Below are 18,818 nucleotides of genomic sequence, written 5' to 3' on the forward strand. Positions count from 1 at the left end.
TCGGGTTGGGCGGCGGGGCGGTGGCGCTGGATGAGCGTCGGTCCGGAGGTGGACTGAGGCATCGAGCGGCTGGCATGATCGGCTTCACCTGCGCAGTCATGACGTCCCTTAGTAAAGCGTAAAAGCGTTCACAATTAGCGCTGAAGGCATCAGAGCGGAATCAATACCCACGTCGCCATCAACATAACTATTATATCTGTATTTTTACCACTGTTTCCTCTGGCTCGAAAAATCGCTTTGGTGTCCGTTGGGAGAAGCGAAATGAGAAACATGAATCAAATGACGATGGCCTTATTCTTACCCAATCGTCCTCTAATTCCTCACTTTTGAACGCGATAGGAATTATGAACTCGAAATCCTTCTCATCCACCCGGAAACCATCCTCAAATATCTCATCAACCTTATACTGGTTAGCATAAACATGTATTATCTTGATTTTCTTTGAAAATTCTTTGTTAACAAAGAAAATTACATCAACGCCATCAATATCTTTCAACCTTAGGGCGGGGCCCATCCCAAATACGCTTTCTGTTGTATATACCGCAGCAATGCGGTTTGATTCGCCATCCCAAACATGACCAGAGGTTTTCATTGAATTATACATATCTACTTGTTCTTCAGATTCATCGTCATTAACAGAGCTTTCATCTTTTCCTGTCGCTTCATCGATATAATCCCACTGCATCCCGTAAAGCGGCCAGCTCTCATCAATATCAGCTCTCGAATCAAGTCCATAATTTCTCGTCTTGCTATTTGTCACCCCAAACATCATTTCAGAAACGCCGTGCATTGGCCTTTCTAGACAAAACGAGGCGAACATTCTAAAATGCCCTATCTCCTTTAATGTATATTTTTTATCAAGCTCAAAAATGATGGTTATTCTATCAAGTGGCATATCAGCTTCATGAAGAAAATGTATTCTGTTTAGAATTCGCTCAATTCGCCCAAATCCATCAGATATCATACTCTGTATATCGTCCCCCCAACGTGCAAAGAAAGTGGCTTGCTCCGCTTCAGAAAGAGGTATTTTAAGATACTGGAAACGGATGCTAAGACCATCTGGATTATCTAATGAAAGCCTCATCCGCTCTCGGTCATATATCTCAGAATCTGCAAATCCCAAATTTTTAGCATGCGTGATTAATTCATCTTTCTCTGATACCGTTAAGTTCACATTCGTGAAAAATATAAGAACGTCTGGTTTCGGATCTGCCGAGATGGCGGAGGCTGCATCTTCCTTATACTTATTTGCAGCTTTCCTTTTGTTCTCTTCTGAATCATTTGCTTGATTAATGAATCCTACAGCCCCGAATGCACGTTGGGCGCCATTAAAGATGGCCTCTATATCCCGCCCTCCATCTGGCCCCCCTCGCGGATGACGAGGCCGTACGTTGGAAAAGCGCTTGTCGATGGCCATGATCGCGAGACACATCTGCTCGCGATGGAGTTGGTTCGTGTCCAAATAGCCCTTCAACCGTTCATCCGTCTCGTAGGTCATAGCCGGCCCCGCTTCCTCGTAGGTATTTCGCTCCAGTGTCTGCATCTTTGGCGTCAAAGAAAAGGTCGCAAATCAATCGGGTTAGCGTAACCTGCCCTATCCTCGATTACCCAAGCCAACCGCAATCTCTCCGCTCGGCGCCGCTGATTTCGTTGCTACGATCACTCCGCCAAGCCCCCAGGCCTCTCGTCGGAGCTGTAGATGCTCGGGCCGGTCTCGCCGGCCAGGGCAACCGCTACAGCGCCCGAGAGGCGCTCCACGGCTCCGCCCCGGTCGCTACCCGGTACTCCGCCAGCACCGCTTCGCGCAGCTCCAGAAACACCGGCTCATCGAGGCATACGGCCGGCTTCAGCCGCTTCTTCATGATGGTGCCCGGCAGCCGCACGAACAGCCGCCCGTCCCAATCGGTCACCCACACGTTACGGATCTCCACCGGCCCCACCTGAACGACGGCAACGGCCAGCGTCTGCCCGGTCCCGTCCGACAGGCGAAGGTCCAGCACCTCGACGGCCGGGCACGACGATTCGGGCTTGCTCATGGTCACCTCGCATAGAAAAGCCGGCCGGGCATGACGCGCCGGCCGGCTACAGGTTCAGGCGCTTCCGCCCAGGTCAGGCCGCCGCGGTGCTCACACCGTCCAGCCGCACCGTGACCGTGCTGGCCCCATTGCCGGCGGCCTCCACAGCCACGCCCACCGGGTAGAGCCCGGCGCCGGGCGCATCGCACTGGTGCGCGGTATTGTCCCAGCTCACCCGGCCGCCCGCGGCGATCACGGCGGCCGGCTTCTTCGGCAGGATGAACACGCCCTCGGTGACACCCACCAGGGTGCCGCCGCTGGCCGCGTCAGTGCTGGCCACGGCGAACAGGTTCCCGACGATGAAGCCTTCACCCGATGCCAGGGCGCGCGGGGCGGTAAGGTCGAGGTTGCAGCCGGCTTGCACGAAGTTCCGCATGGTCACAGTCCTTTCGAGGTCGAGAAGGTCACGAACGGCGAGCTGGCCGGCCTGCTGGCAGCGGCGATCTTCCGGTTGAGGTCGAGCAGCGCCCGCTTCATTTCGGCGTCGGATTTGTATTCGGTCTCGGTGTCGCAATAGACCACCTTGCGCACACCGGTGAAGCGGGCCGCCTCCAGGGCGTCCCGCATTCCAATCAAGTCGGCCAGCGTCGTCATGGTCAGGCGCCGGGGTTGAAGTAGGCGCCGCGGTGATCCACCGCGCCCACGGCGAAGTCGATGGTGAGCTTGACCTTCACCCCGGCCACGTCGAAGCCCGGCTCGGGCGTGATGATCGGCCCGGACTGGCCCTGCAGGTAGCCGTAAACGAAGGTCTCCAGCGCCGCCGGCTCGGCCATGAGATACCAGCCCGGCCCCGGCAGGTTCGCGTCACCCACGGGTGTCAGCGTCCCGGCCAGCGGGTTGACCGCGGCGGCCGTGGTCGGCGCAACGGCGGTGCTGACGAACTGGCGGGCCGCGGTGAACTGGTCCGGCCCGGTCGCCAGGACGGCGGGCTTGAGGTTCAGCTTCAGCCCGTCGAGGCTGGTCTGCTTCATCATCGCCGCTTCGCCGGCGGAGACGGTCGCGAGGTCGATGGCGCCGCCGGCGGAAGCGAGGTTGCCGTGGCTGGCATGGAACAGCGTCTTGCCGTCCGACAGCTTCGGGTTGGACACCACCAGCGCCCAGGCCACGGAGTTCTCCCAATCTGCGCAGCGCAGGGCGGCCTTGCTCGGGAGGTCGGCGAAGGCGCCCAGGTCGTCGTTGATGAGCGCCTTGCGGCTGAACATCACCACCCGGCCATACTCGCCCAGCGTGACCGTCTCGCCGCTCTCGCTGATGGCGCCGTGCTTGTATTCCCCGTTCTCACCCACGGCCAGCGGCACCGGGAAGTCGCCGACGCGGGCGAACGACGCGGGCTTGAAGTCGCGGAAGTCGCGCCGGGCGAAGAACCGGCGGTAGGTCGGCGCCGCCGCCTGATAGGCCGGCAGGAGGGTCTTGTTCGCCGCGTTCGCCAGCAGGACCGGGAAGTCACCCGTCGTCATGGCGCGCTGGTAGAGGTCGGCGGGCGACAGGTGCCGCGTGCCGATCGGGTTCCCGCGCCGGTCGGCCAGCTCGGCGGCGAGGTCGAGGAGGGAGCGGCCCGCATAGGCGCGGGCCTGTTCCGGCATCTGCACCCGGTGCGCTTCCGGCAGGTGCGCCGTGGCGCGGGCGGCGAAAGCCGTCGCCATGCGATCCACCACCGCCCCCGGATCATCGTGATCGTGCAGGACCTGGACGGCAGCGAGCGGCCGGCCGCCGGAGCGGGCGAGCATGGCGTCGAACACCGCGGCGCGGGCGCGGTCGAGGTCGGCGCCGTCGTCAATCAGCCGGTCGGCGGTGGCGATCTCCAGGCCAGCGGCGCGGACCATCGTCCGAATCTGGCCGTTGATCCCGGCCCGGCTGGCGGTGGTGTCCACCGCGCGGGCGCTGGTGTCGGTGGTGGTGGTCTCCGCCGCGGCGTCCGCCTCGGTGGTGGTCTGGTCTTCGTCCATGATGCCTCCTTGGGAACGGACGGTGGCGCCGGCATCCACCGGCACAGGGGTAAAGCTCAGCTCATGCGGCGCCCAGCCGATGGCACGGAAGACCGGCAGCCCGTCGCGCTTGCCGGCCCGCTGCCACCGCTGGACGCTGTAGCCCAGGCTCACGCCACGCACGGAACCGGCCTCGACCTTCGCCATGAGGTCGGCAGCCGTGGCGCTGGCGTCGAAGCGGACGGTTCCGGTGATCCGGTCGCCGTCGACTCGCGCATCCGCCACCGTGCCCACGGCGGCGTCGGTGGTGTTGCGATGGTCCTTCAGCGCCGGGCCGCCGCGGAACCGGGAGAGGTCGGCGCCGGCCGCGTCCAGCTCCTCGATCCAGGCGGAGCGGGTGCCATCGGGGGCGGGGGGCGGGCGCACGGCGGGCGCCGGACCGGACAGCGCCACCACCTCAACGGTGCGGGCCTCGCGGTTGAGCGTGGTCGGCGTGGTCGCGCCCATGGCGCGGGTCAGGATCTCAGCCATTCGCGGAGGTCTCCGTGGGTTCGTCCTGTTGGGTCGCCGCGGTGGGTTTGGTCGCCGTGGTGGGCAGCCCGAGCCGCTGTTCCCGCTGCACGTCCGCGGCGATCTGCGAGTCCAGCGTCTCGACGTCGTAGCCGCGTTCGGCGACGGACTGCCCGCGGCTCTTCAACTTCGCCTCGATTGCCTCAACCTCGGCCCGCACGTCCTTCAGCGGGTCTACCCAGTCGAATGCCGGCGGCAGCCATTCCGCGGACAGGTAGGGTTCCGGATCGCGGAAGAAGTCGGGCGCGTCGATGGCGCCGGACAGCACGGCCAGCGTCACGAAGCGGCGCCACACCGGGTCGCAGAACTGTGGGATGATCGTGAGGTGCTGGAGCTGCTCGACACTGCGGCGGAACTCCACCAGCCCGCCGCGCAGGCTCGAATAGTTGGCGTCCTTCAGGTCGCCCGAGACTTGGAAGTACGTCGCCCCGATCCCCACGGCGATGGCCCGCATGTGGTTCTTCGTGAACGGGTCATAGTTCTTGTCGTCGGGCGGGTTGGTGAACTCGACGGACTCGCCGGGGTTCAGCGGCACCAGCACACCCGGTTCCAGCGTCGGCGTCTCGGCGTTGGCCGGCGGCTGCCAAGCCGGGTTGGCGTCGTCCTTGTTCATGATGAAGCCGGCCAGCATCGCCGCGACCTTGGCGCGGACCAGAGCGGCGTCTTCGTACTGGTCCAGCTCCTTCACGCGCAGCAGGATCGGCGCCAGCCAGGACAGCCCCCGAAGCTGGTTCTCCACCAGCTCGCGGAACAGGTGCAGCATGTCCTCCGCCGGAACCCGCTTCGGCTCCCAGGTCGGCGCCAGCACCGGCATGGTGGGGTCGTTCGGGTTGAAGGGCAGCACCCAGAACGCCACCCGCCGGCCCAGCGTGTCGAACTCGATCCCGGCCCGAACCGGGTTGCCGGGCCGGATTTCCTGCCACTGCGTCGAGGGAACTTGGTCCCGGCTGATAAGCTCCACCTGAAGCGGCACCGGCAAGCCGTCTTCCGGCAGCCGGGCGCGGAGACGGGCGAAGGATTCCCCACCCTCGATCATTGCGCGCACGGCCAGGGCCTGTTGGGCGTAGAAGCCGCCGGCCCGGCCCGACGCATCGGCCACCCGCTCCCACCGCTCCCACAGGGCGTGCAGCGCATCGCGCACCGCCGGATCGGGGTGTTTCGAGCGGGGCTTGATCCCGGTCCCCACAGCGTTGCTCACCAAGGCGTTGACCGCGGCGGCGACGTTCGGGTTGTTGCGGGCGAAGTAGGCCGCGCGCTGCGCCGCGATGGACGCACCGGCCAGCATCTCGGCGTTCAGGTTCACCATGCGGGACTTGGCTCCCCAGCGCTTGCCGGCTCCGGCCGCGTCGAGGCTGCGGATCAACAGGTTCCCAACGGTCCGCCGCAGTCCCGACAGCATGACAATTATCCTCAATAGGGTATAATTGCCTAACCATAGGACTGCTGGCCGATTCGTTCAACGTTGGAGATGGCGCCGGGGCCGGCCGTCTATTCCGTCAGCCAGGACGAGCGGGACACCCGCCGCGCCGTCGGCGCCGCTGCGGCCACCGGCACAGCCGGATCACGGGGCACACCCAAGGCCCGCTCCAGCTCCGTCCATGCCGGGTCGTTCATGCGCTCCAGCCCTTGCCGGGCCGCCGCCGCGCGGGCGTAGTTTCGGCAATCCAGGGCCTCGTTCCGATCCCGCAGCTTTTCCCAACTGGTGACGCTGCGCCGGCCCTTGCCGCCGCGGGTCACCCGATGTTCCGCGACAAGCTGTTTCACCGTCTCTTCGCCGACATGCTGCGGAATGTGGACGAAGCCGGCCGGGAACGGCTCGCCGCTTTCCTCGGTCGGGCGGTCGAGGCGCAGGAAGCCGTAGAACTCGGATTTCGCCGCGCTGGTGCCCACCGGCCAGAGCTTCACCCCGCCCGCGATCTTCCGGCCGCCATAGTTCACGTCCGCAGCGGACGGCTGGCCCAGGATCGGCGCCAGCGCCAGCGAACTGCCCTTGATCGCCATGACGCGCGGGCCGGCGTTGCGCACCCACGCTTTCACCGCCTCCATCGTCACGCCGTCGCCCGCGTCAATGGCGGTCATCATCACCGACAGGTCGGTGCCGCTTTCGTGGCGCCAAGTCTCCGCCAGCAGCGAAGTCAGGTCGCGCCAGACAGCCGCCTGGAACGGGTCGCCCGGCAACACCCGATGCTCGATCAGCCAGGACTCCTTGCCCCGACCCCATGCCCACACGCTCACCTCGATCCGGTCGCGCTGCACATCGGCACCGACCGTCAGGAACAGCCCGCCGGCCGGAACGGTGCCCGGCTCCCAGGTCTCGCGCCGGTCGTACAACCGCCGCCACTCCGGGGCCTCGCCACGGTCCACCCAGCACTCGCCCAACACGGTGTTGGTCCAGACTTGCAGCTTTTCCCGGTCGCGCTTGGCGGCCAGGAACTCCTTGACCAACTCGGGCCACGCCGCGCCGGGCAGCGGGCTATAGGCGCTCCAGATGTGAAAGCTGCGATGATCCTTGCACGGCGTCTCCCCGATCCAACGCCCGCGCTCCAGCAGGTCGAGCTTGTGTTCCTCGCCGAAGGGGCACCCGTTGACGCAGACGTAATGCACGGTGTCCGGGTCGTTGTCCGTCCAGCGCATGCCCGGCCCGGTCCCGTCGCCCCACACCAGCGCTTGAAGCTCCCCGCAGCAGGGACACGGCAAATGGTAACGCTCCATGGTCCCGGCCGCGAAGGCGTCCGCGATCTTGCTTTCCCCGTCGAGAAGCGGCGTGCTCCCCAGCACGGCCAGGGGATGCAGCGATTGCGTCAGGCGCTTCAGGCCAAGGGCTATCTGGTCACCCTCCTTCCCGGCCATCGGCGGATAACCGTCCACCTCGTCGAAGAGCAGCACGTCGAGGTCGATGCGGCGGAAGGCGCGCGGGCTGTTCGCCCCGGTGATGCGCAGCGAACCGCCGGGGAATGCCTTGCGCTTGATGGTGTTGCCCTTGGTCTTGGCCTTCACCTCGGACAGCAGCCCGGCCAGCACCGGCCATTCGCCCAGGGGATCGATGGTGTCCTTGCTGTAGTCCTCGGCGTCTTCGGTGGTGGGCTGAACCACCATGATCTTGGAAGGCCGCTGCGCAACGAAGTAGCCCAACGCCGCGGACAGCATTTGCGTGTAGCCGACGCGCGCCGACTTCATGAGGGTGATCCGGCGCACCGCCGGATCGGTCATCGCGTCGAGGATCGCCCGTTGATAGGCGTAGGGCCTGAAGGCGCCGCCGTCATAGAGGCGCGCGTGTTGCTCCGCCCATTCGGCCAGCGACAGCCGCGGCGCCGGCCGCAGCGCCGGGAACCACCCCGTCGCCGTCTCCGCCACCAGCTCGGACACAGGAAGGTCAAGCCGCATCGGCCGGCTCCTCGACGGTGGCGACAACGCGCGTTTCGCTCAGCTCCACCAGCACGCCGTTCACTGCGTCGCTCAACCGCCCGCGCACTTCCGCCGGATCGGAGGTCGCGGCCAGCGGCCCGGCCAGCCGCGCCGGCAGGGCGGACAGCCGGTCGCGCACGATCTGGAACGCCGCGACCACGGCCCGGGTGATGTCGGAGCGTGGAAGCAGCTCCTTCCGCAGCGCCGCGTTCTTCAGGGCGATGTTGTCCGCCTGTTCGCGGGCCAGCCGGGCGCGTTCGCTGGTCAGGTCGTCACCGGCCGGCCCGGTCGCCCGGCCCGCGGCCATTTCCCGCAGATGGCGGATGTAAGAGATTCTGCACCGGTCGAGGTCGAGGGCGCCGCGGGCAGCGTTCGGCAGGACTCCCCGCTCCAGCAACTCCCGCACGGAGCGGTCGGACAGGTCGAGATGCTTCCCGACTTCGGTTTGTGTCGCCATTCCGAAGATCCTTGTCGGTAGGAAAATTTGCTGACGGGAGGCGGATCAGGAACCCCCAAGGACGGTTCGTGCCTGGAGAGGTGCTGTGGCGGGGGCCACCCCCGGTAGAATCGCCCCGGAAGGACCCGTGCCCTTGCCGATGGCCCTTAGCTAAAGCTCAGAAGGCCCGTGGATGCGGTCTGCCTCGCAAGGGTCCGGAGATAGCCTACGAACCCGACAAGCCCATCCACGGTCACGCCAGAGCTTTGCAGCGGGCAACGCGCTTCCTACTTCCCCCACCCTTTCGCGCCATGACCGTTCCGGCCAGGGCCTCCAGTTCCTCGACGGTGGTTTCGGCCTGACCGGCTGCGGCCAGGGCGGCGTTGATGCGGGACAAGCGGACGGGCCGGCGCTCACGGATCAGAGGGGCGGCCACGATGCTCAGAACGTCGGTGCGGTTCATTTCACAATCCCCTCGGTGCGGCGACACGCACCAGTTCCCGGCGCCAGGAAGACGGACGGATGACGGGAGCGGGTGCAGGGCTGGCCTTCGGCGCCGTCGCCTTGAACGCCTCCACCTGCACCGTGAAGGCTGCCAGCACGTCGCCCTTGCCGTCCCGCACCAGCACCCAGGCCGGTTCGGCGTAGCGGCCGGCAGCGTTCACCGCGGCCAGGATTTCCCGGTATTGCTCGGCTTTCGCCTCGGGCGAGGCTTCAGACGGAATGCAGCGGCGGACCAACTCCGCCGAGACTTCGCTCGGAGTCATGAGGGTTCTCCAATCAGGGTTTCGTAGGTGGCTGGGGCGCGTTCCACTTGTCCCGCGCCTCGATCCGCTGGCACTCCGCGTCCACCGCGCTCCAGTCCCCGGAGGTCAGGGCCTTGCCGAGAATGCCGAACAGCTCGCCCATGCGCTGGCGCTGCTCCAGGCTCACCGGCTCGTCCTCGGCCTCCCGCTGGCGCTGGCGTGGTGGCGCGGCCAGGGCCTGCACGCGGTTGACCTTCGTGCGCAGCTCCACCGCCAGCTCGTCCAAGAACTCCGCGACCTTCCCGAACGTCGGAAAGTACGTGTTGAACCGGCGGCCCGCGGCGCGCAGCGTGCGTTCCGTGAACGCCAGACGCGGGTAATCGTCGGCCAACAGGCGGGAGTAGGCCCCCAGCTTGGCCCGCGCCTCCTCCACGCCCATCGTCCCGGCAACCAGAATGCCCAGGTCGGCCAGCCAGCAGCGCACGGTGTCCTCGTCCGCCGGGCGCATCCAATCGGCCAGCGCCGGCAACGCCGCTGCGGCCTCCCGTTGCAGGTCAGGCGCCACCGTCTCCGGCGGGGTCCAAGTCGAGGGTTGGGCCGTCCCATCGGGCAGGATCGTTTGGGGCGTCTTGGTGGCGTCGCTCAGCCTCTTCGAGAGCGAGGGCGACGAACCCGTTCCGGACGGGGCGGGAAGCTGTGCGACTTTGGGCATGGTCGACTCCTTGCCGGCCCGGCTCGTCAAGCCAGCGCTGGCCGTTTAGCCACGTCGCAGGGTGTGCGACGAACCGCTCCTCCCGCCCCTCGACTTCAGCAGCGAAGCGGCGGATGCCGGTCAGCAGTTCGGCGGGCGTAGCGTGCTTCAAGGCGGATCGGTAGGCGCGCTGCGCCGCGCCCTTGGCGACCTTGCGCGGGACGGCGGCCCACCACTTAGCGAAGGCAGCCTCGATGTCCGGTTCAGGGGGCGGCAGTCGCGCCTCTTCGTCCCCCAGGTCGAGCGATAGAGTCTGGTTCTGGATTCTTGGTGGTTCTTTATGATGGATTGGCGGCATCTGGTGCCGGGGGGGTACGGCATCTGGTGCCGGGGGGTGCGGCATCTGGTGCCGGGGAGGGAGGCAGGAGATGCCGGGGGGTACGGCATCTGGTGCCGGGGGTGGTGTGGTCGGAATGTCCAACTCATCAGCGGTCGGCGAACTCGCAACGGCAAGCTCACGGAGGCGGTCGAGGTCGATCCGGTATTCCCTCGGCAGGTGGTTTGCGGGATCTTCCGCAGCCACCATCACCAGCACCCCGCAGTCCTCCAACACACGGTAGGCGTCTCGCACAGCGCGGAGACACAGGCCGGTGTCCCTCGCTACCCGTTTCACACCAGGGAAAACCTTCCCGCCATCATCGGCCGCGAAGTCTGCCAACCGAAGCAGCACGAACTTCGGTGTGCTTTTGAGGTCCGTGTTCCACACCATGGTCATGACACGGACACTCACTCATCCGGCCCGGCGCCGGGCGCGGCGGCCTCCGTGCCCCCTGCCGTTCGGTAAGCGGCCAGCGCCGCCGCGTTGACCGCTGCCCAGGCCGCATGATCGGCCCCCCGCTCCGCTCGCCGGGCAAACGCCTTGCCGAAGACCGCGGGCGGCTGGACGGTCAGTTCCCCGCCCTCAGTTCGGACGAGCGTGCAGCGGTGGAGCCACACGCCCCCCACCAGAACGTCGAGGCACGCGAGGGGCAGGCGCCCCCGCTCGTCCGGTTCCCCGTCGAGAAGAGTCAGGCCGGATACCCGCACCAGAGAGTCACTCATGGCCGGGGGCCTTATCGGTGCCGGTGGCATCGGGCTGGCCGGCGGCAGGATCGGCAATCCACCGGTCAAGGGCGTCGCGACTGGCGAACACCCGCTTCCCTTCCTTGCGCGTGGGCAGCTTGTCTTTGTCGTGCAGGTGCCGGGCCTGCCGCTCCGTGATCCCCAGGTAATTGGCGATGGCTTTCAGGCCATAGAGAAGCCGGCCGGGGTGGGCCGGCGCGGTGGTCACGCTGGTCTGCATGATGGTCTCCGTTGTCGCGTTCATGTCGCGTCGTTGTCGCGTGGCGAGGCCGTCGAACCACGTCGAACGGCTCTGGCGACAGCGACTTTCCGTGTCGTATCAAGGCTTTAGGCGTCACTTGTTGACCAAATCCATGTCGCGCATAAAAAAGGCCCTCCGGACGGGTCCGAGAGGGCTTAGTTGTTGATATTAAATATCTTTTTGACTTCTACGCGCTCAGAAGGTCAAAGCACGCCCCCTCGACCGGCAGGTCGATGGTCCCGAACCGCAGCGGCTGCGTGGCGCGGATCGCCCGGCACGGGATCGGGTCACCGGTCAGGGGCGCGTAGAGGGCCGGGGCGCCCAGAACCCGAAACTGGACGGCCATCTGCTGGGCGCCATAGGTCATGGGCATTGCTCCGGAAGCAGGACAGGCGGCTTCTGTCCGCGCTGCCCTATCAGGCCGCGCTGGTGGTGGTGCCGTTCAGGCGGACGATGACGGAGGACGCGGTGTTGCCCGCTGCCTCGACCGCGCCACCGATGGGGTACTTGCCCGAGCCGGGGCCGTCGCAACGCTTGGCCGCCACGTCCCAGGACACCGCGCTGCCGCTGGCGAAGGTCTGGGAAAGGCGCTTCGGAAGCTCGACCACCCCCTCCATGAGGCCGGATACCGATTCCCCTTCGGGGGCAGTGGTATGCGCCACGGCGAAGAAGTTGCCCACGACAAAGCCATCACCCGACGTGACGCCGCCGGTCGGAGCGACGAAATCCAGGCTCTTGCCCGACTTGATGAAATTGCGCATCGCGCGTCTCCCTCAGAAAGAAGGGGCGACCGCATGGGCCGCCCCGCCGTTGGTCAGGCCGGTTACGGGGACGGAGCCGCGCCGGGATCCTTGTAGGCGCCGCGGAAGTCCATCGCACCCGCGCCGAAGTCGTGGCGGACCTTGATCTTCATGCCGTCCACGTCGAAGCCCTGCTCCTCCTCCAAGTAGACCCCCTCCTCGCCTTCCAGGTAGGCGTAAGCGATGGAGGCCGTGGAAGAAGCCGGATCCGCCAGCAGGTACCAAGCCGTGGCGCTGCTGGCATCCAGCAGCGGCTCCACGATCGGGTTCAGGGAGCGGAAGAACTCCGGCACTGCCTGCTCGGTGCTGGCCGGGGTGTTGCGGACGACGATGAGCTGCTCGGCTTTCGTCTCCAGCGCCGCCGGCACCAGCAGGTGGCGCGGCGTGGTGTTGATGACGGTCTTTCCGTCGAGAGCCTTCTGCTTGCGCATGGCCTCACGCCCACTCGAAAGACCGGCCAGCGACAGAGCGGTTCCTGACGCGGAGAGGTTGCCGTGCCCGGCATGGAAGAGCGTTTTGCCATCGCTCATCGCCGGGTTCGTCAGCAGGATTCCATAGACGATGGAGTTCTCGGTGACGGCAGCCCGATAACCGGCCTCGCGCGGGACGCGGGTCAGGGCGTCGAGCTGGTCATTGACGATCACCTGCCGCGTGATGCCGATGATTTCGCCGAACGTGTGGACGCGGAAGCTCTCCTTCGATTCATACAGCTTGCCGCGGGCGAATTCCCCCTGCTCGTTCACCTTCGGCAGCACGCCGCCGCCGCCGAACTGGACCAGATGCAGGTCCTTGAAGTCGGTCGCCATCATCTGGGCCGCCCAGGGCAGGAACGTGCGGGGCGCCATCTCATAGCCTTCGCGCAGGCTGATGTTGGTCACGCCGCTCAGGATGGCCGGGAAGTCCGAAGTCGTCTGGAAGGCACGCCTTGCGATGTCCTTGCCCGACATCCCACGGACCTTGGTGCCGTGGGACTCCAGTACATCCCGAGCGAGATCCAGCAGCTTGATGCCGCGATACTCGGTCGCCGCCCCGTCGAGCTTGTGCCGGGCCGGGTTGGAGCGGTTCAGCAGCGCCGTGGTCGCCGCCCGGATGCGCGTGTCGCCCTCGTCGGCGATGACCTGGACGTGCGGGTTGATGTTGCGCTGGTTGGACGGCTGGGCGGCGACATGATCGATCACGGCCCGGTTGAAGGCGTCGAGGCTCCAGCCCTCGGTGATCGCGCGGGCGATCATGTCGGACGGCAGGCCGAGCTGGGCGCAGGCGGCGCGGCTCTGGATGTGGGCGATACGATCCGCCTCGGCGGCGCGCATGGCGGCCAGGGGGTCGGCCTCCGGCTGCGGAGCGGGGGCCGTCGGAGCGGCCTGCGTCTGGACGGGCTGCCCCTGCGTGGGTTGGGCACGGTTCTCAGTGATCGACGACGGCTGCGGGGCCGCCGGCTGCTCCGTGATGACGGACATGCGGTTCTCCATGTGGTTGTCCGTGGGGGAATGCGCGGCGGGCGCGCGGGTGAATTCGGGAATGTTGACGTTGACGGTGACTGGGGCCGCCTGGATGGGATTGCTCGGAGGCGGCGAGGCCGGGACGTGCTCGGGCATGGATCGGGTGCCAGCGAAGCCATCCGCCCCGACCGGAACCAGCGACACCTCCAAAAGCTCCCACTTGGTGATGCGGCGGGTTTTCGGGCTGGTGGTCTCGTCCACCTCGTAGGCCAGCACCCGGTAGCCGACGCTGACGTTGCGGATGATCCCTTCGCCGACGTCGGACACGATCGGCGCGACCTCATCCCGTCCCGAGAACTTCAGCGTGAGGATGAGCTTGCCATCCTCGAACTGCGCACATCCCGCAAGGCAGGTCCCGAGCACGTTCGAGATGTCGTAGGTCCAGTGCCTGTTGAGGACCGGCACGCTGCCTGCCTCACACCGCGTCAGGTCAACGGCCTCAGCGCTGACCACCAGCAGCTCATCGAACTCCTCGCCGGTCCAATAGTCGCGCCGGCGAACGGAAGCGCCGGAAGAGGCGACAACATCGACGGTACGCTGCTCGGCGTTGAATGTCTTCGGGGCGAGATCCATGGAGCGCTGCTCACCGGGTGGGGCTACGCGCGTGGAAGGATCGACGGCACCGGCCGGTGCCGCCTGTTCGGTCGGTGTGGTCATTTTCGTCCTTTCAGGAGTTAACCGCGGCCTGATAGAGCGCGCGGAGCCGCGGTGCGTCCGGATCGCCGTCGGCTTCCAGCGCCCGCAGGATTCGATCAGCCGCAGCGTCCATCTGCTGAGGCGTCAGGTTGTTGGCTGAGCCGGACTTGGTGACCTTCCGGGCATCGGAATCGAACACCAGCCCTTCGCCGTCCACCGCATCGAAGTAGGTGCGGAACTCGGCCAGTACGGACTTCCAGTGGTAGCCGCGCTCACCGATGGCGGCGATGGGGCTCTTGAGGCCGGCGCGCATCTCGATCAGGTCGGCCAGGGCGTCCTTGTAGGGGTCGATGGAGATGAACCGCGGCGTGTCCCACTCGACGCCGTAGTTCTTCTCCCGGATGCGGCCAGCAACGAACATCCCGTCCACGTACCAGCGCCACAGCGGGTCGAGCTGGAACGGGATGAAGAACGCCCACTGAAGCTGTTCGATCATCGCCCGGAAGTCGTTCCGCCCCGCCCGGATGGACGAATAGTTCGTGTTGCTCAGGTCCCCGGTCAGCAGCTCGTACGTCATCAGCGCGCCCGAGGCGATCTGCTGCAACTCGGCCCGGATGTAGTCCGGGTAGCTCTGGTTATGCGACGGTGTGTTGAACCTGATGTCCCGCCCATTGCGCAGCGTGGCGATGGTGCCGGGCTCAATCGTTTCGAGCAGCTGGTTGTGGGCGTCGTAGGCACCAGGCTGCTCGGCCGCCGTCCCGGTGAGGCCGCTCGGCCTCCCGTTGTTGTCGTCGTCATCACCGGCCCCGGGGAGGATGAAGGCGGCAACGCTCGCCTCCAGCTTCTTGCGGGTCTGCTCGGCCAGCCGGTAATCACCGAGTTCAGAGATGGCCAGCAGCACCGCGCAGAGCCAGGGCACGCCACGGGCCTGCCCGATCCGCTCCATGGCGAAGAGGTGGGCGATGTCGCTCGCCGGCACGGGCTTGGAATCCATCCTGCGGGATGCTGCCATTGCCGACCGGTCGCCGGGGTGCGCATCGAACACCCGAGTGGGATTTTACTTCAATGGCTTAGCTAGCCATGTCGCGAATTTGTCGCATCGGTGAGTGCGAGAAGCGCGCCGGCGGCTCGGTCTATTGCTTCGTGACGCCGACTGCCGTTGACGATGGGATGAACGTAGATCTGCAAGGTCATGTCGAACTTGCTATGCCCCAACAGCGCAGCCACCTCGGGTAACGGCAGTCCATGCTCAACCATCCAGCTAGCGGCGAAGTGCCTAAGCGCATGAAAATGCAGATTTTTTTGCCCTCGAACCCTCAACCCAGCTCGTTCCAACAGACGTGGCCAGTACCACTTGTGGAAGTTCTGTTGCCTTACCTGCGTGCCGGTTTCGTTCCGGAATATCAAACCACGCTCGTTCTCGACATAGTGTTGCTCGATCCACGAGCGAAGCAAGTCACGAACACGCACCGGCATCGGAACATCCCTAATTCCAGACTTCGTCTTCGGCGCCTTCAATAAATCGAAATCAGTAAGACTGTGCCTCACATGAATAATCCTCTTGTTAATGTCGATGTTCTTAACAGTTAGCCCCATGATTTCGCCAAGCCGCAGACCACAAAATGCAGAGATGTTTACAAAACATTCCATCATATCCCTAACCCTGGGGCTACAGCCGCTATAAAGCTTAGACGAAACAGTCAGCAGTGTTTGCACTTGCTCTGGAGTGAAAGTTTCGATTTTGCCGCACCCCACAGGAGACAACTCCCTACACGCCTCTGATATCACCTGCCCCTTAACCATCCCTCTCTTTTTTGCAAACTCTTCCATAGCCCGCAGCGTTGACAATCGCGTCTTCACCGATCGGGCAGAGTAATTCCGGCTTTTTATGATGAATGATTTGAACGCCTCAACATCTGAGAATTTAACGTCCGACACCTTCATTTTTCCGAAATACGGCAGGATGCAGACAGTGACGCCCTGCTTATGAACCCTTAGATGGTTCAGTCCAATTCGATTGTCTTTAACTTTATCCTCAAGATGCTTCAAAAATAGACCAGCCAGATCCTTAACGGTCAGCGATGAATGAGCGGAGAACCCATCCGTTTTCTCCACTTCCATGCGAGTCCGATATGCGTCGGCGTCCTTCTTCTTCTCGAAGGTCTTCCGATGGCGCTTTCCCTTGCCATCGGTGTACTCACACACCCACGCGGTTTTAGTCTCGCCATTGTGCGTCCATTCGCGCTTGCGCACGCTTGCCATGATGGTTCTCCAGATTGGAACGGGCGCGGCGCCGGGGATGCCCAGCGCCGACGCCGCGGTTCGGGTGTGGTTGGGTGGGTGCGCGGATTGCGCACCCCGTCAGTGTGGCAGGACCGGTCAGGCCCTTGTGATCGCACTCAGCACGCCCACCCAGCGGGCGAGACCGACTTGGCCGCGGTTGGCAAGCTGTCCGCGATCCAACTTGCGAAGGATCGACTTCACCTGCCCCCGCCCCGTGCCGGCGGCTTTGCCGAGTTCTTGGGATGCTTGATCGCTGGTGAAGCCGTTCCCGATCTTCCCGGCAACGACGGCTTCAGCTGGGGTGAGGCCGAAGTCCCGTTGCAGGACGGCGGAAACCTCGCCGGCATCGATCAACGCCGAAGCGACCACCACAACAGCGGTCCCGCCGGGGCCGCTCGCCACCGCCACGGTGTGGGCGATGGGCCAGCGGTCCGGCACGGCGCCGCGAACGCAGGCGGTAGCCGGCCCGGTGAGGGTGCCCGCGCAGGCCGCAGCCACCAGCCGCAGCAGCACGGCGTGATCATCATCGCCGACAGCTCCGATCCGGCCTTGCCCATCGAGGCAGAACCCGTCGCCCACCTCGATCAATTCCGCCATGGCCGCGTTCCGATGCCTGACCGTCAGGTCAGCCCCCAGGACAGCCACACCGAAAGCGAGGCAGTCCAGAGCGGCGGCCAGAGTCTGCACGTGAGGAGGGGGTGGAACCGTCACCAGGGCGCGCAGATCCGCCAGAGCCGAAAGCGCCATGTCCGGGGTGCCGAACTCCCGGTCGGTGGCGTCCCACCGCTCCAGCTTCGCCAGCACGCCCGCCGCGGTGCTGGCCGGGGTCGCCAGTATCGCGGCGCGCTGTTCGTCCTCGTCCGCCGCAAGCCGTTCATAGGCGGCGTTGCGGGCGGCGTATTCCTCATCCGCGTTGATGGCCTTCAGGGAAGCGCCCTTCCCCATCAGCTCATCGTGCCGCGCGCTGGCGTGCTGGTAAGCCGCGCTGGACGCTCGATCCAGGGCCGCCAAGCGGTCGCACATTCCGACAACCGGGTCGGCGTTGGAGGGGTGGTTGGGTGTCATGGTCCATCCCTCCCTCAGTGCGTGGCGCTGGCCGGGCGGGCGCGCAGCGGCGCCGCACCGGGGTTGATGATCAGCACCGCGGCCCAGAGCTGGCGAACGGCGGCAAGCTCCAGATCGGTCGGGAGCCGATTCGCCTTCGAGCCGTTGCAAGCCGCGCAACTCAGCACCTTGTTTCCGAAGAACCGGGCACCGCCGAAGGTCTGCGGAATGACGTGATCAATGGTCCAGCCGTCGGGCTGATTGGGCGCGTGGCTGGCGGAGCTGAGGGGCTTGTCGCAGTAGAAGCACCGGCCCGCCTGGAGCTGGTGCAGAAGGGCCGGTTGGGACACGCCTTCCATCGCGCGGCGCAGCGCCTTCACGCGGTCAAGGTGCTTGGGGGTCGGACAGACGGTCGACTCAAGCATTGATCACCTCCTGCCCGGCCAGCCACGCCGACAGCTCGTTGCGCCGGGCGCCGATCCGCCTCGGGCCGATCTTGATGGTCGGGATGCGGCCCTCTTGGTGGAGGTGGTACGCCTGCCGCTTCGTGATCTTCAGCGCGTTGGCAATCGCCTTCATGCCGTACAGCAGGTCGCCCGGCTCGGTCGCGCGAATGCGGACCTTGCTCCCGGTCAGCGCCTTCGGCTTCTCCGCGGCGATCTGGACGGGCTTGGCGGCACCCGCCACCAGCTCCCCCACCACCGCGGCCAGCCGGCCCACCTCGGCAGCCAGGGCAGCCAGAGCGGCCCCCTCGGGCGAGGCGAGCTTGCCCCGCCTGTAAGCCAAGAACACCTCGATGATCTGCCGGCGCACCAGGGCGGCTTGCGGGGTGCGGGACAGGGCGCAGATGACCAGCGCTTGGCCTTCGTTCAGGTAGTAGGCTTTGCCGGGGCGGCCGCCCTTCTCGGTGGTTTGCGCCACGGTGGCGCAAACCTCCCCATAGGTCTCAAGCTCCGCCCGGTTCCGCTCGATCAGCTTGCGAATGTCGCGCGGCTGAACGAACCCCAACCGCTCGGCCAGGATCACGTCCGAGACCCGCGGCTCCCCGTCTTGGTCGTTCAACTGGTCCGGGGTCAGGGGCGGCAGGTCGGCGGGCTTGGTCGGCACCAGGGCGCCACCAGATTTCCGGCGGCCGGCGCCGGGCAAAGGTGTGGTATTGACGGAATCAGCCATGATCCGATCTCCACTCAGGTCGGGTTGTGGTCAGGCCGGGTCGGGAGGTGCGAACTCTCGGCTCGGCCGCTTGATCCGCTATCGGATCACTGATACGGTATCTCTGCCTCGGCACTGGTTCAACAGAAATCGTATCCGTGATCTGACATGCTCCCTGTACAGCTTGAAATGG

Annotated in this window: 21 protein-coding genes and 1 pseudogene; all 22 read right to left on the reverse strand. The window is 65.3% G+C overall.

Translation table 11 applies throughout. The annotated features are described in order from the left end of the window. Positions 1 to 190: 190 nt before the first annotated feature. The 22 genes and pseudogenes from H1Q64_RS18250 to H1Q64_RS18350 all read right to left on the reverse strand — a co-directional run bounded on the left by H1Q64_RS18250 (position 191) and on the right by H1Q64_RS18350 (position 18,646). Positions 191 to 1,417: a hypothetical protein gene (locus H1Q64_RS18250; RefSeq protein WP_237905011.1), complete on the reverse strand. Its 1,227-nt coding sequence runs from the start codon at positions 1,415 to 1,417 to the stop codon at positions 191 to 193. Positions 1,418 to 1,733: 316 nt separating this feature from the next. After that, positions 1,734 to 2,036: a hypothetical protein gene (locus tag H1Q64_RS18255; RefSeq protein ID WP_237905012.1), complete on the reverse strand. Its 303-nt coding sequence runs from the start codon at positions 2,034 to 2,036 to the stop codon at positions 1,734 to 1,736. Positions 2,037 to 2,109: 73 nt separating this feature from the next. Beyond that, positions 2,110 to 2,451, reverse strand: coding sequence for a DUF2190 family protein (locus H1Q64_RS18260; RefSeq protein WP_237905013.1), 342 nt, complete (start codon positions 2,449 to 2,451; stop codon positions 2,110 to 2,112). Positions 2,452 to 2,453: 2 nt separating this feature from the next. Further along, positions 2,454 to 2,669, reverse strand: coding sequence for a phage head-tail joining protein (locus H1Q64_RS18265; RefSeq protein ID WP_237905014.1), 216 nt, complete (start codon positions 2,667 to 2,669; stop codon positions 2,454 to 2,456). Positions 2,670 to 2,671: 2 nt separating this feature from the next. After that, positions 2,672 to 4,531 carry a prohead protease/major capsid protein fusion protein gene (locus H1Q64_RS18270; RefSeq protein ID WP_237905015.1) on the reverse strand — a complete coding sequence of 620 codons (1,860 nt, stop codon included), beginning with the start codon at positions 4,529 to 4,531 and terminating at the stop codon, positions 2,672 to 2,674. Next, on the reverse strand, positions 4,524 to 5,969 hold the full coding sequence (locus tag H1Q64_RS18275) for a phage portal protein (RefSeq protein ID WP_237905016.1): 1,446 nt from the start codon (positions 5,967 to 5,969) through the stop codon (positions 4,524 to 4,526). Before H1Q64_RS18275 ends, H1Q64_RS18270 begins: the two co-directional genes overlap by 8 nt. Before the next feature lie 89 nt (positions 5,970 to 6,058). Further along, positions 6,059 to 7,954, reverse strand: a complete 1,896-nt coding sequence (locus H1Q64_RS18280) for a phage terminase large subunit family protein (protein ID WP_237905017.1) — start codon at positions 7,952 to 7,954, stop codon at positions 6,059 to 6,061. Then, positions 7,944 to 8,432, reverse strand: coding sequence for a hypothetical protein (locus tag H1Q64_RS18285; protein ID WP_237905018.1), 489 nt, complete (start codon positions 8,430 to 8,432; stop codon positions 7,944 to 7,946). Before H1Q64_RS18285 ends, H1Q64_RS18280 begins: the two co-directional genes overlap by 11 nt. Before the next feature lie 232 nt (positions 8,433 to 8,664). Then, positions 8,665 to 8,874, reverse strand: coding sequence for a hypothetical protein (locus tag H1Q64_RS18290; protein WP_237905019.1), 210 nt, complete (start codon positions 8,872 to 8,874; stop codon positions 8,665 to 8,667). A 1-nt stretch (position 8,875) separates the two neighbouring features. Next, the gene (locus H1Q64_RS18295; RefSeq protein WP_035681104.1) at positions 8,876 to 9,178 is read right to left on the reverse strand and encodes a hypothetical protein; all 303 of its coding nucleotides are present in this window, start codon (positions 9,176 to 9,178) and stop codon (positions 8,876 to 8,878) included. A gap of 13 nt (positions 9,179 to 9,191) precedes the next feature. Next, entirely contained in the window at positions 9,192 to 9,869 is a 678-nt protein-coding gene (locus H1Q64_RS18300) for a hypothetical protein (RefSeq protein WP_237905020.1), read from the reverse strand. A 586-nt stretch (positions 9,870 to 10,455) separates the two neighbouring features. Next, positions 10,456 to 10,623: pseudogene (locus H1Q64_RS34125) on the reverse strand (helix-turn-helix domain-containing protein); the annotation flags it as partial. 11 nt (positions 10,624 to 10,634) lie between these two features. Further along, positions 10,635 to 10,949 (reverse strand): hypothetical protein, encoded by a 315-nt coding sequence (locus tag H1Q64_RS18305; RefSeq protein ID WP_237905021.1) that lies wholly within the window; start codon positions 10,947 to 10,949, stop codon positions 10,635 to 10,637. Next, on the reverse strand, positions 10,942 to 11,190 hold the full coding sequence (locus tag H1Q64_RS18310; RefSeq protein ID WP_237905022.1) for a helix-turn-helix domain-containing protein: 249 nt from the start codon (positions 11,188 to 11,190) through the stop codon (positions 10,942 to 10,944). Before H1Q64_RS18310 ends, H1Q64_RS18305 begins: the two co-directional genes overlap by 8 nt. Positions 11,191 to 11,398: 208 nt before the next feature. Continuing rightward, the gene (locus tag H1Q64_RS18315; RefSeq protein WP_237905023.1) at positions 11,399 to 11,578 is read right to left on the reverse strand and encodes a hypothetical protein; all 180 of its coding nucleotides are present in this window, start codon (positions 11,576 to 11,578) and stop codon (positions 11,399 to 11,401) included. 49 nt (positions 11,579 to 11,627) lie between these two features. Further along, on the reverse strand, positions 11,628 to 11,972 hold the full coding sequence (locus tag H1Q64_RS18320) for a DUF2190 family protein (protein WP_237905024.1): 345 nt from the start codon (positions 11,970 to 11,972) through the stop codon (positions 11,628 to 11,630). Between the two features lie 62 nt (positions 11,973 to 12,034). Next, positions 12,035 to 14,167: a prohead protease/major capsid protein fusion protein gene (locus H1Q64_RS18325; RefSeq protein ID WP_237905025.1), complete on the reverse strand. Its 2,133-nt coding sequence runs from the start codon at positions 14,165 to 14,167 to the stop codon at positions 12,035 to 12,037. A gap of 10 nt (positions 14,168 to 14,177) precedes the next feature. Next, a complete protein-coding gene (locus H1Q64_RS18330) occupies positions 14,178 to 15,191 on the reverse strand; it encodes a phage portal protein (RefSeq protein WP_269145374.1) in 1,014 nt (337 codons plus the stop codon). 29 nt (positions 15,192 to 15,220) lie between these two features. Continuing rightward, positions 15,221 to 16,408 (reverse strand): tyrosine-type recombinase/integrase, encoded by a 1,188-nt coding sequence (locus H1Q64_RS18335; RefSeq protein WP_237905027.1) that lies wholly within the window; start codon positions 16,406 to 16,408, stop codon positions 15,221 to 15,223. A gap of 117 nt (positions 16,409 to 16,525) precedes the next feature. Next, positions 16,526 to 17,494, reverse strand: a complete 969-nt coding sequence (locus tag H1Q64_RS18340) for a helix-turn-helix transcriptional regulator (RefSeq protein ID WP_237905028.1) — start codon at positions 17,492 to 17,494, stop codon at positions 16,526 to 16,528. Positions 17,495 to 17,508: 14 nt separating this feature from the next. Then, positions 17,509 to 17,898 carry an HNH endonuclease gene (locus H1Q64_RS18345; RefSeq protein ID WP_237905029.1) on the reverse strand — a complete coding sequence of 130 codons (390 nt, stop codon included), beginning with the start codon at positions 17,896 to 17,898 and terminating at the stop codon, positions 17,509 to 17,511. Then, on the reverse strand, positions 17,891 to 18,646 hold the full coding sequence (locus tag H1Q64_RS18350) for a hypothetical protein (protein ID WP_237905030.1): 756 nt from the start codon (positions 18,644 to 18,646) through the stop codon (positions 17,891 to 17,893). The genes H1Q64_RS18345 and H1Q64_RS18350 overlap by 8 nt, the downstream gene beginning before the upstream one ends. Between the last annotated feature and the right edge of the window lie 172 nt (positions 18,647 to 18,818).

This window comes from Azospirillum brasilense, from assembly GCF_022023855.1.
Classification (GTDB): domain Bacteria; phylum Pseudomonadota; class Alphaproteobacteria; order Azospirillales; family Azospirillaceae; genus Azospirillum; species Azospirillum brasilense_F.

What these genes read in the sequence shown, in the direction of transcription:
- H1Q64_RS18335 (WP_237905027.1), bottom strand. Translation starts at nt 16,408, where the DNA reads ATGGCAAGCGTGCGCAAGCGCGAATGGACGCACAATGGCGAGACTAAA.
- H1Q64_RS18250 (WP_237905011.1), bottom strand. Translation starts at nt 1,417, where the DNA reads ATGGCCATCGACAAGCGCTTTTCCAACGTACGGCCTCGTCATCCGCGA.
- H1Q64_RS18320 (WP_237905024.1), bottom strand. Translation starts at nt 11,972, where the DNA reads ATGCGCAATTTCATCAAGTCGGGCAAGAGCCTGGATTTCGTCGCTCCG.
- H1Q64_RS18340 (WP_237905028.1), bottom strand. Translation starts at nt 17,494, where the DNA reads ATGACACCCAACCACCCCTCCAACGCCGACCCGGTTGTCGGAATGTGC.
- H1Q64_RS18270 (WP_237905015.1), bottom strand. Translation starts at nt 4,531, where the DNA reads ATGGCTGAGATCCTGACCCGCGCCATGGGCGCGACCACGCCGACCACG.
- H1Q64_RS18275 (WP_237905016.1), bottom strand. Translation starts at nt 5,969, where the DNA reads ATGCTGTCGGGACTGCGGCGGACCGTTGGGAACCTGTTGATCCGCAGC.
- H1Q64_RS18285 (WP_237905018.1), bottom strand. Translation starts at nt 8,432, where the DNA reads ATGGCGACACAAACCGAAGTCGGGAAGCATCTCGACCTGTCCGACCGC.
- H1Q64_RS18300 (WP_237905020.1), bottom strand. Translation starts at nt 9,869, where the DNA reads ATGCCCAAAGTCGCACAGCTTCCCGCCCCGTCCGGAACGGGTTCGTCG.
- H1Q64_RS18280 (WP_237905017.1), bottom strand. Translation starts at nt 7,954, where the DNA reads ATGCGGCTTGACCTTCCTGTGTCCGAGCTGGTGGCGGAGACGGCGACG.
- H1Q64_RS18295 (WP_035681104.1), bottom strand. Translation starts at nt 9,178, where the DNA reads ATGACTCCGAGCGAAGTCTCGGCGGAGTTGGTCCGCCGCTGCATTCCG.
- H1Q64_RS18255 (WP_237905012.1), bottom strand. Translation starts at nt 2,036, where the DNA reads ATGAGCAAGCCCGAATCGTCGTGCCCGGCCGTCGAGGTGCTGGACCTT.
- H1Q64_RS18310 (WP_237905022.1), bottom strand. Translation starts at nt 11,190, where the DNA reads ATGCAGACCAGCGTGACCACCGCGCCGGCCCACCCCGGCCGGCTTCTC.
- H1Q64_RS18290 (WP_237905019.1), bottom strand. Translation starts at nt 8,874, where the DNA reads ATGAACCGCACCGACGTTCTGAGCATCGTGGCCGCCCCTCTGATCCGT.
- H1Q64_RS18325 (WP_237905025.1), bottom strand. Translation starts at nt 14,167, where the DNA reads ATGACCACACCGACCGAACAGGCGGCACCGGCCGGTGCCGTCGATCCT.
- H1Q64_RS18265 (WP_237905014.1), bottom strand. Translation starts at nt 2,669, where the DNA reads ATGACGACGCTGGCCGACTTGATTGGAATGCGGGACGCCCTGGAGGCG.
- H1Q64_RS18305 (WP_237905021.1), bottom strand. Translation starts at nt 10,949, where the DNA reads ATGAGTGACTCTCTGGTGCGGGTATCCGGCCTGACTCTTCTCGACGGG.
- H1Q64_RS18345 (WP_237905029.1), bottom strand. Translation starts at nt 17,898, where the DNA reads ATGCTTGAGTCGACCGTCTGTCCGACCCCCAAGCACCTTGACCGCGTG.
- H1Q64_RS18315 (WP_237905023.1), bottom strand. Translation starts at nt 11,578, where the DNA reads ATGACCTATGGCGCCCAGCAGATGGCCGTCCAGTTTCGGGTTCTGGGC.
- H1Q64_RS18260 (WP_237905013.1), bottom strand. Translation starts at nt 2,451, where the DNA reads ATGCGGAACTTCGTGCAAGCCGGCTGCAACCTCGACCTTACCGCCCCG.
- H1Q64_RS18350 (WP_237905030.1), bottom strand. Translation starts at nt 18,646, where the DNA reads ATGGCTGATTCCGTCAATACCACACCTTTGCCCGGCGCCGGCCGCCGG.